This is a genomic window from Rhizobium alarense (assembly GCF_021555155.1).
Lineage (GTDB): Bacteria > Pseudomonadota > Alphaproteobacteria > Rhizobiales > Rhizobiaceae > Rhizobium_D > Rhizobium_D alarense.
On record NZ_JAKGBU010000043.1, the window covers coordinates 1 to 15,401 of the forward strand.

General features: G+C 67.4%; 16 protein-coding genes. 10 read left to right on the forward strand and 6 right to left on the reverse strand.

What is annotated here, in order from left to right; all coding sequences use genetic code 11:
- Nucleotides 1-934, forward strand: a 934-nt coding sequence (locus LXM94_RS14445; protein ID WP_235772171.1) for an MFS transporter, incomplete at its 5' end; no start/stop codon positions are given.
- A 57-nt stretch (nt 935-991) separates the two neighbouring features.
- Here LXM94_RS14445 and LXM94_RS14450 read toward each other — a convergent pair.
- Together LXM94_RS14450 and LXM94_RS14455 are read right to left on the reverse strand one after the other, a co-directional pair.
- The gene (locus tag LXM94_RS14450; protein WP_235772172.1) at nt 992-3,271 is read right to left on the reverse strand and encodes a xanthine dehydrogenase family protein molybdopterin-binding subunit; all 2,280 of its coding nucleotides are present in this window, start codon (nt 3,269-3,271) and stop codon (nt 992-994) included.
- A 3-nt stretch (nt 3,272-3,274) separates the two neighbouring features.
- Nucleotides 3,275-3,733: a (2Fe-2S)-binding protein gene (locus LXM94_RS14455; protein WP_235772173.1), complete on the reverse strand. Its 459-nt coding sequence runs from the start codon at nt 3,731-3,733 to the stop codon at nt 3,275-3,277.
- Between the two features lie 108 nt (nt 3,734-3,841).
- On the opposite strand from LXM94_RS14455, the gene LXM94_RS14460 reads away from it, so the two are divergent.
- Nucleotides 3,842-4,429, forward strand: a complete 588-nt coding sequence (locus LXM94_RS14460; RefSeq protein ID WP_235772174.1) for a TetR/AcrR family transcriptional regulator — start codon at nt 3,842-3,844, stop codon at nt 4,427-4,429.
- A gap of 148 nt (nt 4,430-4,577) precedes the next feature.
- Nucleotides 4,578-5,831, forward strand: a complete 1,254-nt coding sequence (gene ispG / locus LXM94_RS14465) for a flavodoxin-dependent (E)-4-hydroxy-3-methylbut-2-enyl-diphosphate synthase (RefSeq protein ID WP_235772175.1) — start codon at nt 4,578-4,580, stop codon at nt 5,829-5,831.
- Between the two features lies 1 nt (nt 5,832).
- Here ispG and LXM94_RS14470 read toward each other — a convergent pair whose 3' ends face one another.
- The 3 genes from LXM94_RS14470 to LXM94_RS14480 form a co-directional block, all read right to left on the reverse strand.
- Nucleotides 5,833-6,477, reverse strand: coding sequence for a LysE family translocator (locus LXM94_RS14470; RefSeq protein WP_235772176.1), 645 nt, complete (start codon nt 6,475-6,477; stop codon nt 5,833-5,835).
- Nucleotides 6,478-6,571: 94 nt separating this feature from the next.
- Entirely contained in the window at nt 6,572-7,636 is a 1,065-nt protein-coding gene (gene hisC, locus LXM94_RS14475; protein WP_235772177.1) for a histidinol-phosphate transaminase, read from the reverse strand.
- A gap of 3 nt (nt 7,637-7,639) precedes the next feature.
- Nucleotides 7,640-8,557 (reverse strand): polyprenyl synthetase family protein, encoded by a 918-nt coding sequence (locus LXM94_RS14480; protein ID WP_235772178.1) that lies wholly within the window; start codon nt 8,555-8,557, stop codon nt 7,640-7,642.
- Nucleotides 8,558-8,757: 200 nt separating this feature from the next.
- On the opposite strand from LXM94_RS14480, the gene mtgA reads away from it, so the two are divergent.
- The 4 genes from mtgA (at nt 8,758) to LXM94_RS14500 (ending at nt 11,081) form a co-directional block, all read left to right on the forward strand.
- Nucleotides 8,758-9,444: a monofunctional biosynthetic peptidoglycan transglycosylase gene (gene mtgA, locus LXM94_RS14485; RefSeq protein WP_235772179.1), complete on the forward strand. Its 687-nt coding sequence runs from the start codon at nt 8,758-8,760 to the stop codon at nt 9,442-9,444.
- A gap of 74 nt (nt 9,445-9,518) precedes the next feature.
- The gene (locus LXM94_RS14490) at nt 9,519-10,166 is read left to right on the forward strand and encodes a glutathione S-transferase family protein (RefSeq protein ID WP_235772180.1); all 648 of its coding nucleotides are present in this window, start codon (nt 9,519-9,521) and stop codon (nt 10,164-10,166) included.
- 158 nt (nt 10,167-10,324) lie between these two features.
- The gene (gene rpmF, locus LXM94_RS14495; RefSeq protein ID WP_097137963.1) at nt 10,325-10,510 is read left to right on the forward strand and encodes a 50S ribosomal protein L32; all 186 of its coding nucleotides are present in this window, start codon (nt 10,325-10,327) and stop codon (nt 10,508-10,510) included.
- Between the two features lie 163 nt (nt 10,511-10,673).
- Nucleotides 10,674-11,081, forward strand: a complete 408-nt coding sequence (locus tag LXM94_RS14500; protein WP_235772181.1) for a hypothetical protein — start codon at nt 10,674-10,676, stop codon at nt 11,079-11,081.
- A gap of 57 nt (nt 11,082-11,138) precedes the next feature.
- Here LXM94_RS14500 and phaR read toward each other — a convergent pair whose 3' ends face one another.
- On the reverse strand, nt 11,139-11,720 hold the full coding sequence (phaR, locus tag LXM94_RS14505) for a polyhydroxyalkanoate synthesis repressor PhaR (protein ID WP_235772182.1): 582 nt from the start codon (nt 11,718-11,720) through the stop codon (nt 11,139-11,141).
- Between the two features lie 277 nt (nt 11,721-11,997).
- On the opposite strand from phaR, the gene LXM94_RS14510 reads away from it, so the two are divergent.
- The 3 genes from LXM94_RS14510 to LXM94_RS14520 form a co-directional block, all read left to right on the forward strand.
- Entirely contained in the window at nt 11,998-13,179 is a 1,182-nt protein-coding gene (locus LXM94_RS14510; RefSeq protein ID WP_235772183.1) for an acetyl-CoA C-acetyltransferase, read from the forward strand.
- A 102-nt stretch (nt 13,180-13,281) separates the two neighbouring features.
- Nucleotides 13,282-14,007, forward strand: coding sequence for a beta-ketoacyl-ACP reductase (gene phbB / locus LXM94_RS14515; protein WP_235772184.1), 726 nt, complete (start codon nt 13,282-13,284; stop codon nt 14,005-14,007).
- Between the two features lie 626 nt (nt 14,008-14,633).
- The coding region (locus tag LXM94_RS14520; RefSeq protein WP_268965129.1) for a helicase-related protein at nt 14,634-15,401 on the forward strand (768 nt) is incomplete at its 3' end.

Here is a 15,401-nt window from a genome sequence, read left to right on the forward strand (position 1 = left end):
GGGCGCGACGCTTCTCTTCCTGCCGACGCTGCTGCTGCTCTCGCTCGCGCCGAATGTCTGGACCGGGGCCATCGCCATCTTCCTCTTCGGCGGCCTGACCGGCGCCATGGACGTCGCGATGAACGCCAATGCGGTGGAGGTGGAAAAGGCGATGCGCCGGGCGATCATGTCGTCCTGCCATGCCTTCTGGAGCCTCGGCGCCTTCGTCGGCGCGACGACGGGCGGCTATCTCATCCAGACGGTCGGCGTCGTCGGGCATGCCCTCATGCTGACCGGTCTCGCCGCCGCCAGCGTCGCCGTGATCTGGCCGCTCATCCTGCGCGACGCGCCGCATGCGGCGGCCGACAGGCAGAAGCTCCGGCTTCCCGCATCGCCGCTGCCCTGGCTGATCGGCCTGATGGCGCTCTTCTCGATGATCCCGGAAGGCGCGATCCTCGACTGGGGCGCGCTCTACATGCGCGACGAGCTCGGCGCGTCGCTGGCGCTCTCCGGCTTCGCCTTCGGCGCCTTCTCGCTCACCATGGCCGTCATGCGCTTTGCCGGCGACCTTGTGCGCGACCGCTTCGGCGCGGTGAAGACGCTGCGCTTCTGCACGGTCATGGCGATCGTCGGCATGGTCGCCGCCGGCTTTGCGCCGAACGCCTATGTGGCGATGGCCGGCTTCGCGATCTGCGGCATCGGCATCTCCAACATGGTGCCGATCGCCTTCTCCGCCGCCGGCAACCTGCCCGGCTTCGCCCAGGGCATCGCACTCTCGGTCACCACCGTCATGGGCTATTCCGGCTCGCTCTTCGCCCCGTCCTCGATCGGCTTCATCGCCGAGCATACCGGCTTCGCGACGGTCTTCGCGGCGCTGCCGATCCTTTTCGCCGTGGTGCTCGCGCTTTCGCACCTCGCCGTCCATGCCGATGTCGGCGAGCGCCACAGCGCCTGACGCGGGGCGAGGCCTTCCCTAAGGCATGTCGCGCGAACTCGAAGATCGCGATACGCTTCAGGCGACGAATACGACCTCCCGCGAAAGCGGCAGCGTGCGGATGCGCTTGCCCGTCAGCGCGTGGATCGCATTGGCGAGCGCCGGCATGGCGGGCGGCGTGCCGGGCTCTCCGCCGCCGCCCATGCGGTGCGCCGTCTCCAGCGTCGCCACCTCGATCGCCGGACACTGGTGGATGCGCATCGGCGTGTAGTCGTGGAAGTTCGACTGTTCCACGGCCCCGTCCGCGAAGCTGATCACCTCGCCCATCGCCGCCGAGAGGCCGAAGACGATGCCGGACATCATCTGCGCGGCGAAGATCGAGGGGTCGAGCACCCGGCCCGGATCGGCGGCGCACCACACCTTCTCCACCTTGATCCGTCCCGCGACATCGGCAACCTCCACCACCTGCGCCACCCAGGTGCCGAAGGACAACGTGAAGGCGAAGCCCCTGGCCCGCCCGGCCGGCAGCGTTTCGCCCCAGCGCGACATGGCCGCGACCTTGTCGACGACATTCACCGCCGTCGGAAAATCCGCCATCAGCCGGCGTCGCATCTCCAGCGGGTCGAGCTTTCCGGCAACCGCGATCTCGTCCATGAAACATTCGTGGAAGAAGCCGTTGTAGGAGCAGCCGACCGAGCGCCAGAAGCCGAGCGGCACGGCGAGCGGCGCCTTGACGCCGGAGACCCGGTAGCTGTCGATCCGGTAGGGCTGGTTCGCCGCACCGTCGGTCAGCGACTTGTCCGGCCCCGGCGGCGAGATGCCCGGGAAGTAGCGCGGAATGACATTGCCCATGATCGAGGGCGACGCGATGCGCATGTCGACCGCCACCGGATGTCCGTCGTCGCCGAGCCGAGCGCGGAAGCGGCCAAGCGCGGCGGGGCGGTACATGTCCTGCTGGATGTCCTCCTCGCGTGTCCAGGTGACCTTGACCGGGCGGCCTTCCGCTTCCCGGGCGACGAGCGCCGCATAGATCGCATAGTCGATGTCGCCGCGCCGGCCGAAGCCGCCGCCGAGATAAGTCGTGTGCACGAAGCAGTTTTCCGGCTCGATCCCGACGGCCGCCGCCGCCAGCGAACGCACCAGCGTCGGGAACTGGTTCGGCGCCCAGACGTCGAGCCGGCCGTCCTTCAGCTGCGCCGTCGCGTTCATCGGCTCCATCGTCGCATGCGCCAGGAAGGGCACGCTGTAGTCGGCCTCGACCAGCCGGTCGCGCGGCGCGTCGGCGAAGGAAACCTCCACATCGCCGTCGTCGCGCGCATGGCTCGCGTCGCCGGAGGCAAGCGCCGCGTCGAGCACCGCGCGGATTGCCGCGTCATCGGCCGGATAGGGCCCCGCCCCCCAGTCGGCGACGACCGCATCCGCCGCCCGGAAGGCGCGCCAGGTGTTGTCGGCGATGACGGCGAAGCCGTTGTTGATGCCGGTTTCCAGCCGCACGACCTTCACCACGCCCGGCATCGTCTCCGCTTCCGCGGCGTCGAGCCCGTTGAGCGGGCCGCCGCGCCAGGGATTCATGCGGATCGTCGCATGCAGCATGTCGTCGAGCCGGACGTCGACGCCGAAGATCGGCGCGCCGGTCACCTTGGCGCGCATGTCGATGCGCGGCTGCGGCCGGCCGAGGATCTTCCATTCGGACGGCTCCCGCAGCGCCACATCCGCCGGCGGCTCGAGCGCCGCCGCCTCGAGCGCCAGGTCGCCATAGGTCAGCACCGTGCCGGAGGCCGGGTCGGTCACCGCGCCGTCCGCCGTCGTCAGCGTCGAGACGTCGACGCCGAGCCTTTTCGCGGCGGCCTGTTTCAGCACCGTGCGCGCCGCAGCCCCCGCCCGGCGCATCCTCTCGAAGCCGTCGACCGTCGAGGTCGAACCGCCCGTGCCCTGCAATCCGAGGAATTTTCCGAGCACCGCCATGCCGGAACGGGCGAATTCCGCGAGTGCCGACTCGTCGAAATGCGGGAAGGGCACGCCCTCCTGCAGCATCGTGGTGTTGACATAGGCGTGCGAGGCCGGCCCGTGCTCGACGACGATCCGGTCCAGCCGCACGTCGAGCTCCTCGGCGACGAGCGCCGCCAGCGTCGTCGTGACGCCCTGCCCCATCTCGGCACGCGGCGCGATGACGGTGATCGTGTTGTCGGACGCGATCTTCACATAGGGATTGAAGGTCGCCTCGCCCGCGGCGAGTTCATCCTCCAGCGGGTTCGGATAGGGTCTGCGGTAATAGTAGTAGCCGACCGCGAGGCCGCCGGCGACGATGCCGGTGCCGACGAGGAAGAGGCGGCGGGTAATCGTTCCGATGCTCGCCATGGATCAGGCCCCCGTCGTGGCGCCGGCCGCCCGCTTGATCGCGGCACGGATGCGCGGATAGGTGCCGCAGCGACAGAGATTGCCGGCCATGGCGGCGTCGATGTCGTCGTCCGTCGGGTTCGGGTTGGCCTCGAGAAGGGCGACGGCGGACATGATCTGGCCCGCCTGGCAATAGCCGCACTGCGCGACCTGTTCGTCGATCCAGGCCTGCTGCACCGCGTGCAGCCTGCCGTCCGGGGACAGGCCCTCGATGGTCGTGACGGGACCCTCGACGTCGCCGACCGGGTGGGAGCAGGAGCGCACCGGCAGGCCGTCGACGAAGACCGTGCAGGCGCCGCACTGCGCCGCGCCGCAGCCGAACTTCGCTCCGAGGATGCCGAGCTCGTCGCGCAGCGCCCAGAGCAGCGGCATCTCCGGCTCGACTTCCAGGCTGTAAGCTGTTCCGTTCACCGTCAGTTGCATGGTCGCTCCCTTTCCAGCTGCGGGTTCCCGCGCCTCTTGCCGGCATGCTAGTGTATTGCCGGACAGCAGCATTTGACAAAATAACAAAAAATGTCAGAACGTCAATTCATGGAAATATCAGACGGGGATCCGCGCCGCGCCGCCATTCTCGAAGCCGCCTTCACGGTCTTCACCACCTACGGCTTCCGGCGCAGCAACATGGGCGACATCGCGGCGGCGGCAGGCCTGTCGCGGCCGGCGCTCTACCAGCATTTCCGCAACAAGGAGGACATCTTCCGCGCCTATGTCGTCATCATGAAGGCGGCGACCGTGGCAACGATCGTCCGCGCCTTCGCGGCGCAGGGCCCCTTCACCGAAAAGCTCGGGGCGGCGCTCTCGGGCGCGTTCCTCGAGCCGCACCGGTTGATCCGGAACTCGCCGCACGGCGAGGAACTGATCGGCGTGAACAAGGAAATCGCCGCCGATCTTTTTGCAAGCTGGATGGCCGAGGTCGAAGCCGCCTTCCGCGATGCCTTCGCGCGGGAAGCCGCGGCGGGCGCGCTCGACCTGTCCCGCAGCCGGCTCGACCCGCAGCGCCTCGCCCGGCTCGTGGTCGACGCGATGGAGGGCATCAAGACCCGGAGGGCGTCGCTGGAGGACGCGGAACGCTCGGTTGCCGATCTCGTCGCCCTGGTGACGGCATCCGCCGCCCGGTGATGCGCTGAGGCGATCAAATCCGCGCCAGCCGGAGGCTTGCAGTTGACAACGGGCGAAAGCTCCGCCACCTGATGGACGAAAAAGCGCCGGGTTCCGGCGGCAGGATCGCATGACCGGGAGCGCCGTCCCGGCACCGCACGAGGCCATCATGTCCGTCCCCTTCGATTTCGAACCGAAACCGCGCCGCGTCTCCGTCGGCGTCGATGTCGGCGGTGTTCTGGTGGGCGGCGGCGCCCCGGTCGTCGTCCAGTCGATGACCAATACCGACACGGCGGACATCGACGCGACGGTGGCGCAGGTCGCCGCCCTCTTTCGCGCCGGCTCGGAAATCGTGCGCATCACGGTCGACCGCGACGAAAGCGCCGCCGCCGTGCCGAAGATCCGCGAGCGGCTGCTCCGGCTCGGCATGGACGTGCCGCTCGTCGGCGACTTCCACTATATCGGCCACAAGCTTCTGGCCGACCATCCGGCCTGCGCCGAGGCGCTCGCGAAATACCGCATCAATCCGGGCAATGTCGGCTTCAAGGACAAGAAGGACCGGCAGTTCGCGGCAATCGTCGAGACCGCGATCCGCCACGACAAGCCGGTGCGCATCGGCGTCAACTGGGGATCGCTCGACCAGGAGCTCCTGACCCGGCTGATGGACGACAACCAGGCGAAGGGCTTCCCGCTGACCGCCCAGCAGGTGATGCGCGAGGCGATCTGCCAGTCGGCGCTGCTCTCGGCGGATCTCGCCGAGGAAATCGGCCTGCCGCGCAACCGCATCATCCTGTCGGCCAAGGTCTCCAACGTGCAGGACCTCATCGCCGTCTATGCGATGCTGTCGGCGCGCTCCGACCATGCGCTGCATCTCGGCCTCACCGAGGCCGGCATGGGCACCAAGGGCGTCGTCGCTTCCTCCGCCTCGCTCGGCATCCTCATGCAGCAGGGCATCGGCGACACGATCCGCATCTCCCTGACGCCGGAGCCCGGCGGCGACCGCACCCGCGAGGTGCAGGTGGCGCAGGAGCTTTTGCAGGTCATGGGCTTCCGCCAGTTCCTGCCGGTCGTCGCCGCCTGTCCCGGCTGCGGCCGCACCACCTCGACGGTCTTCCAGGAACTCGCCCGGAAGATCGAGGACGACATCCGCAGGAACATGCCGGTCTGGCGCGAGAAATATCCGGGCGTCGAGGCGCTGAAGGTCGCGGTGATGGGCTGCATCGTCAACGGTCCCGGCGAGAGCAAACATGCCGACATCGGCATTTCGCTTCCGGGCACCGGCGAGCTGCCGACGGCCCCGGTCTATGTCGACGGCAGGAAGGCGATGACGCTGCGCGGCACCAACATTGCCGGAGACTTCGAGGCGCTCCTCGCCGACTATATCGAGAAGCGCTTCGGCCGCGACCAGGCGGCGGCGGAATAGCTCAGAGCTTCGCCGTCAGCAGCTTGAAGCCGGCGAAGGCGAAGAAACCGGCCATCAGACCCTCGATCGCGCGCCGGGATTTCAGATAGGCCCGGTGAATGGGCGCGAGCGAGAAGATCAGCGCGAAGCCCAGGAACACGGCGATGCCGATCACCATGCAGCCGGCAATGAAGGCCGCCATGACGCCGCCGGGCGCCCCGGCCGGCATGCCGAGCGAGGTCAGCATGATCCAGTTGAAGATCGCCTTCGGATTGGTGATGTGGATGCCGAGCCCCTTGAGATACTGCCGCCGCAACGACAGGGCGGGCAGCGCCGCGAGCTGAGCCCGATAGGCATCCTGGCTCTTTCGTGCGGCGCGCAAGGCGTTCCAGGCGAGCCAGAGCAGGTAGCAGCCGCCGACGATCTTCAGGACGACGATCGCCTGGCCATAGGTGCGCACCAGCGCCGAAAGGCCCGACGCCGTCAGGATCGCCCAGACATAGGATCCGCTGAGGACCCCGAAGGCGAGCGCCAGGCCGGCGCGCCTCCCACGGCTGATCGAGGTGGCGATGATGGCCAGGATCGCCGGCCCCGGCGAGGCGGTCGCGATGAGATAGGCCGTCCAGGCGACGATCAGTTGCGGCAGATAGGGCGTGATATCGGTCATGGTGCGGTTCCGGTCGGGCGGCCACCATAGCCGATCATTGCCGGAACGCCACACCCGATTTGCGGCAGCCCGGCAGCGGAAGGGCGGCCGGCGTTCAGCCGTTCTCGACGATCTCCGCCACCGCTTCCAGGAGCCGGTCGCATTCCTCCGCCGTGCCGATCGTGATGCGCAGGAAGTCGGAAATCCGCGGCTTGGCGAAATGCCTGACGAGGATCGCCCGGTCCCGGAGCGCCGTGGCGAGCGCCGCGCCGGCATGGTCCGGATGGCGGGCGAAGACGAAATTCGCGCTCGACGGCAGGACGTCGAAGCCGTGCTGGCGCAGTGCGCCGACGACCCGCCCGCGGCTCTCGATCACCCGGCGGCGCGTCTCGTCGAACCAGGCGCGATCCTCGACCGCGGCCGTCGCCCCCGCCTGCGCGATCCGGTCGAGCGGATAGGAGTTGAAGCTGTCCTTGACCCGCTCGAGGGCCTCGATCAGCGGGCGCTGCCCGATGGCATAGCCGACCCGCAGGCCGGCGAGCGAACGCGACTTCGACAGCGTGTGCACGACGAGCAGGTTGTCATGCCGGCGCGTCAGCGGCACCGCGCTCTCGCCGCCGAAATCGACATAGGCCTCGTCGACGACGACCGGCTTGTCCGCATGGTCGCGCAGCAGCGCCTCGATGGCCTGGAGCGGCAGGCCGATGCCCGTCGGCGCATTCGGATTCGGCAGGATGATCGCGCCGGCCGGCCGGCGATAGTCCGCGATGTCGACGGAAAAGTCGTCGCGAAGCGGCACCTCCACCGATTCGATGCCGAACAGGCGGCAATAGGTCGGGTAGAAGCTGTAGGTGATGTCCGGATAGAGCAGCGGCCTCTCGTGTTTCAGGAGCGCCACGAAGGCGTGCGCCAGCACCTCGTCGGAACCGTTGCCGACGAACACCTCGTCGGGCTCGACGCCGTAGGCCGCGGCGATCGCGGCGCGCAGCGTCAGCGCCGTCGGGTCCGGATAGAGCTTCAGGCTGTCGCCGATCGCCGCCTGCATGGCCGCGATCGCCTTCGGCGACGGCCCGTAGGGGTTCTCGTTGGTGTTGAGCTTGACCAGGTTCGCGATGCGCGGCTGCTCGCCGGCCACATAGGGCTTCAGCGTCGAGACGATGGGAGACCAGAACGTGCTCATGCGTCAGTTCCTGCGGTTTGCGATGAAACGGGCGGCCTCCGCGAGTACGGCGCCGCGCGGCCCGAAAGGGGCAAGCAGCGCCTCCGCCTCGCCGACGAGCGCCCGAAGCCGCTGTTCGGCCCAGGCGGCCCCCTTGAGGGCGACCAGGGTGGCCTTGCCGCGGCCGGCGTCCTTGCCGGTCGCCTTGCCCATGGTCGCCGCGTCCGCCGTGAGGTCGAGAAGGTCGTCGGCAAGCTGGAAGGCGAGGCCGATCGTCTCGCCGTAGCGCCGGAGCACCAGCCGCTCGGCGGCGGAAGCCTCCGCCAGGATCGCGCCCGCCTCGCAGGCGAAGCGGATCAGCGCACCGGTCTTCATCGCCTGGAGCCGCACGACCCCCGCCTCGCCCGGCGCGACGCGCTCGGCGGCGAGATCGAGCGCCTGGCCGCCGGCCATGCCGCCGAGGCCGGCCGCGCGCGCCAGCGCCAGCACCAGCGCCACCTTCGTGCGGTCGGCAAGCGCCGTCTCCGGCGCCGCGACGACGTCGAAGGCGAAGGTCAAAAGCCCGTCGCCGGCAAGGATCGCCGTCGCCTCGTCGAAGGCGACATGCACGGTCGGCTGGCCGCGCCGCAGGTCGTCGTCGTCCATCGCCGGCAGGTCGTCATGCACCAGCGAGTAGCAGTGCACGCATTCGAGCGCGGCCCCGACCCGCAGCGCGGCCGGCCGGTGGCCGTCGCCGAAGAGCGCCGCGCTCTCGAGCACGAGGAAGGGCCGCAGCCGCTTGCCGCCGTTCAGCACGCCGTACCGCATGGCCGCAAGCAGGTGCTCCGGCCGCGCGATCTCGTCCCCGGCCGCATCGGCCGACAGGAGATCGCGCAGCGTGGCCTCGACGCTGCGGGCCGCCTCGCCGAGGCGTTCCTGGAAAAGAAGGGCCATGTCCGACATGGCCGCTCTTTGGCATGCCGCCCGTCCGCTGGCAACGTCGAAAGCGGCCGGAAACGCCAAAGTTTCGTCGGCCGGGCACTGGCCTTGCGGGCCTCCTGACGCTATGAAAGCCCGGGCAGGATGAGGACGGGCACCGGCATTTGGAGATCGTACCGGAAACACGCGCCGACACGGACGCTGGGACCAGCAAGGGTGACGGTTTGATCAGGCGGCTCCGCGGTGGATGGAAAAAACCGGCGCTGCTGGCGCTGGCCCTCCTGTTGCTGCCCTACGGGCTGATCCTCCTCTACACGGTCGATGTCATACGCCCGGTCTCGACGCTGATGCTACGGGACCTCGTGCTGCTGCACGGCTACGACCGGCAGTGGGTCGAATTCGACGACATCTCCCCCAGCCTCGTGCAATCCGTGATGATGTCGGAGGACGGCCAGTTCTGTCGCCACCGCGGCGTCGACTGGGGCGAGATGCGGGCCGTGGTCACCGACGCGCTCGACGGCAAGGAGACGCGCGGCGCGAGCACCATCCCGATGCAGACGGCGAAGAATCTCTTCCTCTGGAACGGCCGCTCCTTCCTGCGCAAGGCGATGGAACTGCCGCTGGCGATCGCGGCCGACTTCGTGTGGTCCAAGCGCCGTCTCATGGAAATCTATCTCAACATCGCCGAATGGGGCCCCGGCATCTACGGCATCGAGGCGGCGGCGCAGCATCATTTCGCGGTACCGGCCGCAAAGCTCACGCGGCGCCAGGCCGCGCTGCTCGCCGTGTCGCTGCCCAACCCGTTCGAGCGCAATGCCGGCAAGCCCGGTCGCGGCCTGCAGCGGCTCGCCCGCGTCATCGAGCGGCGGGCCAGCGGCTCGGGCGATTACATCAAGTGCCTTTATGAGTGACTTCAGGCCTTTTCATTGGCGCTGAGGCAGCCGGGCGCCTAGTCTCCCCCACAGATTCATGGAGCGCGACGATCATGCCGGACCTCATTCTCTACGTCGGAAACAAGAATTATTCGTCCTGGTCCTTCCGGCCCTGGATCGCGCTCGAGGCGGCGGGTATTCCCTTCCGCGACGAACTGATCCCCTTCGATTTTCCGGCCGGCAATCCCGAAATCCGCAAGGTCTCGCCGACGGGCCGGGTGCCGGTGCTGCAGCACGGCGACGTCCGGGTCTGGGAATCGCTTGCCATCATCGAATATGTCGCCGAGCTCTTCCCCGAAGCCGGCCTCTGGCCGGCCGATCGCGCCGCCAGGGCACGGGCCCGCGCCTATGCGATGGAGATGCTCTCGGGCTTCCGGGCGCTGCGCGGCGCCTGCCCGATGAACATCCGCCGCGACCGCAAGCCGATCGACCTGCCGGAGGGCGTCATGGCGGACGTCGCCCGCATCGGGACGATCTGGAAGGAGGCGCTCGCCGCCTCGGGCGGCCCCTTCCTGTTCGGCGCCTTTACGGCCGCCGACGCCATGTTCGCCCCGGTCGTCAACCGGCTGGAAACCTATTGCCTGACGGAGGATCCGGCGATCCTCGCCTATATGGCACGCATGAAGGCGCATCCCGCCTGGCAGAAGTGGCAGGAGGCGGCCCTTGCCGAGCCCTGGATCGTGCCCGAGGACGAGGCCTGACGCGCGCCGCGCCGCGGAATTTGAAAAATTGCCCGCGGGGACTGGTCAAGCGCCGTTTTGCCCTGTATAAGCCCGCCAAATTTCCGAGATAGAGACATGTCTTTTTCGGCCATTTTCTGGCCCGTGGACATGTTTGCCCGATAAGTGGAGTAGTTGAAATGGCTGTACCGAAAAGAAAAACGAGCCCGTCCAAGCGCGGCATGCGCCGTTCCGCAGACGCTCTGAAGGCCCCGTCCTACATCGAGGACAAGAACTCCGGCGAACTGCGCCGTCCGCATCACATCGACCTGAAGACCGGCATGTACCGCGGCCGCCAGGTCCTGACGCCGAAGGAAAGCGCATAAGCGCCGCCGCATCGGTTGTTCTGCAAGGGCCGGCTCGACCGGCCCTTTTCTTTTCGGTCCGGCGCAATCTATCCGGCCATTCGCCGTTTTCCTGCCGTCAATCTTCGTTTAAGCATAAGCGCATCCACGCCCCGTACGCGGGCCGCACAGGGAACTTCGGCTCATGCTTCTTGCGATACCGCTCCTCATCCTGCCCTTCGCGATCTACAATCTCGCGCTGACCGGCCTGCTCGGCGGTGGCGGCGTCGCGGTGCTGGAAACCGACGTGATGGCGCTCTCGATGCTGTCGGGCTCCACCTGGACGATGAGCTTCGGCGATCTGCTGATCGTCATCGCGCTCGCCCTTTTGTTCCTCGAGATCATCAAGGCGACGCGACCGGGCTCGCGCGCGCTGCTCGACCATATGCTGTCGCTGGTGCTCTTCGTGGTCTTCCTCGTGGAATTCCTTCTGGTGCCCGGCGCGGCGACGCAGATCTTCTTCATTCTGATGACGATCTGCTTCATCGACGTCGTCGCCGGCTTCGCCGTCTCGATCCGCACGGCAAGCCGCGACCTGTCGATCGGCCTGTAAGCGACGCCTGACGCCGCGGGCGTCAGGCAGGGGCCGGGGATGGCGCAGTCCGGCCGCTCAGCCGAGATTGTCGAGCTTGGTCTGCAGCGCGCGCAGCTGTTCCTTGAGCTCGTCGATGTCGCGGGCTTCCGCCTTGCGCGCCGGCTCCTTCGCCTGCGGCGTGTTCATGAAGGGCGAGAACATCTGCATCGCCTTGTGGAACATCTCGGTGTTGCGGCGGACCTGCTCCTCGACGAGCTGCATCGGCATCTGCAGGTTCTTGGTCAGCGGCGTGTCGCCGAAGGCCCTGGTGATCTGCTCGCGCATCTGCGACTGCTGCTCCGTGAAGGCCTTCATGGAATGCTCGAGATAGCTCGGCACCACCATCTGCATCTGGTCGCCGTAATAGGAAATGAGCTGCCGCAGAAACGAGATGGGCAGCAGCGTGTTTCCGGTCTTCGATTCCTGCTCGAAGATGATCTGCGTCAGCACCGAATGCGTGATATCCTCCCCCGACTTCGCATCCTGCACGGTGAAGTCCTCTCCCTTCTTCACCATGACCGCGAGGTCGTCGAGCGTCACATAGGTGCTCGTGCCGGTGTTGTAGAGCCGGCGGTTGGCATATTTCTTGATTATGATCTGACCGTCGTTCTTGGCCATCTGGGTCTCCTCATCCCCGTGTTCCAATTCATTTTTTGGTCAAGTCGAGTATCCGCAAAAAAACGGTTGTGACAATCGAATTGTGCGTTGCGGCGAAATTAGCCGTGCTGCGGCAACAGTGCATTGCAGCATAGCGGATGTGTCCCGCTGCAATGCAGAGATGCCGTTTGACTCTCAACCGGAGCTTTGCCAGTTTTGATGCGGGAGAGACGTCCCGCGACCGACAGCCACTGGCAATCGCCGCCGCGAGGCGGTCAACAAGAACCGAGGAAGCACCATGAGCACTCCGTCCATCGTCATCGCCAGCGCGGCCCGCACGGCCGTCGGCTCGTTCAACGGCGCATTCGCAAATACCCCCGCCCACGAACTCGGGGCGACGGCCATCGCCGCCGTCCTGGAGCGCGCCGGCGTCGAGGCGGCGGAAGTCGACGAGGTCATCCTCGGCCAGGTCCTGGCGGCCGGCGAAGGCCAGAACCCGGCCCGCCAGGCGGCCATGAAGGCCGGCATCCCGCAGGAAAAGACCGCCTGGGGCATGAACCAGCTCTGCGGTTCCGGCCTGCGCGCCGTCGCCCTCGGCATGCAGCAGATCGCGACCGGCGATGCCGGCATCATCGTCGCCGGCGGCATGGAATCCATGTCGATGGCACCGCACTGCGCCCACCTGCGCGCCGGCGTGAAGATGGGCGACTACAAGATGATCGACACGATGATCCGGGACGGCCTGACCGACGCCTTCTACGGGTATCACATGGGCGTCACCGCCGAGAACGTCGCCAAGCAGTGGCAGCTGTCGCGCGACGACCAGGACGCCTTCGCCGTCTCGTCGCAGAACAAGGCGGAAGCCGCCCAGAAGGACGGCCGCTTCCGGGACGAGATCGTCCCCTTCATCGTCAAGACCCGCAAGGGCGACGTGACAGTGGATGCGGACGAGTATATCCGCCACGGCGCCACCCTCGACAGCATGGCGAAGCTCCGCCCGGCCTTCGACAAGGACGGCACCGTGACGGCCGGCAACGCCTCCGGCCTCAACGACGGCGCGGCCGCAACCCTCCTCATGAGCGAGGCGGAAGCGGCGCGGCGCGGCATCCAGCCGCTGGCGCGCATCGTGTCCTGGGCGACCGCCGGCGTCGACCCGAAGATCATGGGCACGGGACCGATCCCCGCTTCGCGCAAGGCGCTGGAAAAGGCCGGCTGGAAGGTCGGCGACCTCGACCTCGTGGAGGCGAACGAGGCCTTTGCCGCCCAGGCCTGCGCCGTCAACAAGGATCTCGGCTGGGATCCGGCGATCGTCAACGTCAATGGCGGGGCGATCGCCATCGGCCACCCGATCGGCGCGTCCGGCGCCCGCGTGCTCAACACGCTGCTGTTCGAGATGAAGCGCCGCGGCGCCTCGAAGGGGCTTGCCACGCTGTGCATCGGCGGCGGCATGGGCGTCGCCCTGTGCGTCGAGCGCATGTGACGACCGACGCGACCGGCAGCGGCGGCATGTCCGCCGCGCAGCCTGCCAAAAGGGGCCGAAAGGCCGGAAAATCATAACAAACGTCTTTAGGGGAGTGAGGACATGAGCAGGGTAGCACTCGTAACGGGCGGCTCGCGCGGCATCGGCGCGGCAATTTCGGTGGCGCTGAAGGCGGCCGGATACACGGTCGCCGCCAACTATGCCGGCAATGACGACGCGGCGAACGCCTTCAGGGCGGAAACGGGAATCCCGGTCTACAAGTGGGACGTCTCCAGCTACGACGCCTGCGTCGAGGGCATTGGCAGGGTCGAGGCCGATCTCGGCCCGGTCGAGATTCTCGTCAACAATGCCGGCATCACGCGCGACGCCATGTTCCACAAGATGACGCCGGAGCAGTGGAACGCCGTCATCAACACCAACCTGACTGGCCTCTTCAACATGACGCACCCGGTGTGGGGCGGCATGCGCGACCGCGGTTTCGGCCGGATCGTCAACATCTCCTCGATCAACGGCCAGAAGGGCCAGATGGGCCAGGCGAACTATTCCGCCGCCAAGGCCGGCGACCTCGGCTTCACCAAGGCCCTCGCCCAGGAAGGGGCCGCCAAGGGCATCACCGTCAACGCCATCTGCCCCGGCTACATCGGCACGGAAATGGTACGGGCGATCCCGGAGAAGGTGCTCAGCGAGCGCATCATCCCGCTCATCCCGGTCGGCCGCCTCGGCGAGCCCGAGGAGATCGCACGCTGCGTCGTCTTCCTTGCGGCCGACGACGCCGGCTTCATCACCGGCTCGACGCTGTCGGCGAATGGCGGCCAGTTCTTCGTCTGACACGGCGCGGATCGACAGGCACGGCGGCCGTCCGGCCGCCGTGTTGTCCACAGGTTATCCCCATTGTTCCCACAGTGCCGCCACCCGTTGCGGCAGGGTTTTGAACCGTTTCACGTGTCGCAATGACACGGAGGGAACACGCGCCGGAGTCGCTATATGTAGTGGCATTCCCGCTTCGCAGCATCGAGATCCGGCGCCTGCGCGAAACGCCGCAACGCTTCACCGCACGGAACGCCGCCAATTGGAACGGACACGCCTCACCGTAGGGAAGCCGGTTTTTTTACAATCTGTTAACCATGTCGAACGAACTCGCTTTACAGCGAATCCCGCCCGCAGCAGCCGCTTGCGGCTCCGACAGCACGGAATTGACCGGCGATTCACGATGTGGTGGGCAACGCAGCCGCAAAATCAACATGTTGTGGAGAACAAACCCTGAATCCGAAGGAGTCTTCGATTCGTCGCCGATTCGTTCCCAGACTGTTCCGGCAGACGGGACGGGCACCGGCCGGGCCTGGAATCAAGGATGGGAATCACCCGTCCACCCCTTGCCATCGTGCGCGCGGATGGGCATTTGTTGCACTGTGCCGGCGCGCCGGCACCACGAGGAATTCTTCCCGGGGCACGCTTTGTCTCAAGCACCGACGATTTTGAGCGGCCGCGGCGTCACCGCGGTCCTCGGCCCGACGAACACGGGCAAGACCCACTACGCAATCGAACGCATGGTGGCCCACGAGAGCGGCGTGATCGGCCTGCCGCTCCGGCTGCTGGCGCGCGAGGTCTATACGCGGCTGGTGGAAAAGGTCGGCCACCACAATGTGGCGCTCGTCACCGGCGAGGAGAAGATCACGCCGCATATGGCGCGCTACTCCGTCTGCACGGTCGAGGCCATGCCGCGCGCGACAAAGGCGGCGTTCGTCGCGATCGACGAAGTGCAGCTCGCCGGCGATCTCGAGCGCGGCCATATCTTCACCGACCGCGTGCTGCACCTGCGCGGCCGCGACGAGACGCTGCTGCTCGGCGCCGCCACCATGAAGCCGATCCTCGAGCACCTGCTGCCCGGCATCACCGTCGTCGAGCGCCCGCGCCTGTCGCAGCTCTTCTATGCCGGTTCAAAGAAGATCACCCGGCTGCCGCAGCGTAGCGCCATCGTCGCCTTCTCGGCCGACGAGGTCTACGCGATCGCCGAGCTCATCCGCCGCCAGCGCGGCGGGGCCGCCGTCGTGCTCGGCGCGCTGTCGCCGCGGACCCGCAACGCCCAGGTCGGCCTCTATCAGGCGGGCGACGTCGAATATCTGGTCGCCACCGACGCGATCGGCATGGGCCTCAATCTCGACGTCGACCACGTCGCCTTCGCGCAGGACCGCAAGTTCGACGGCTACCAGTACCGCAATCTC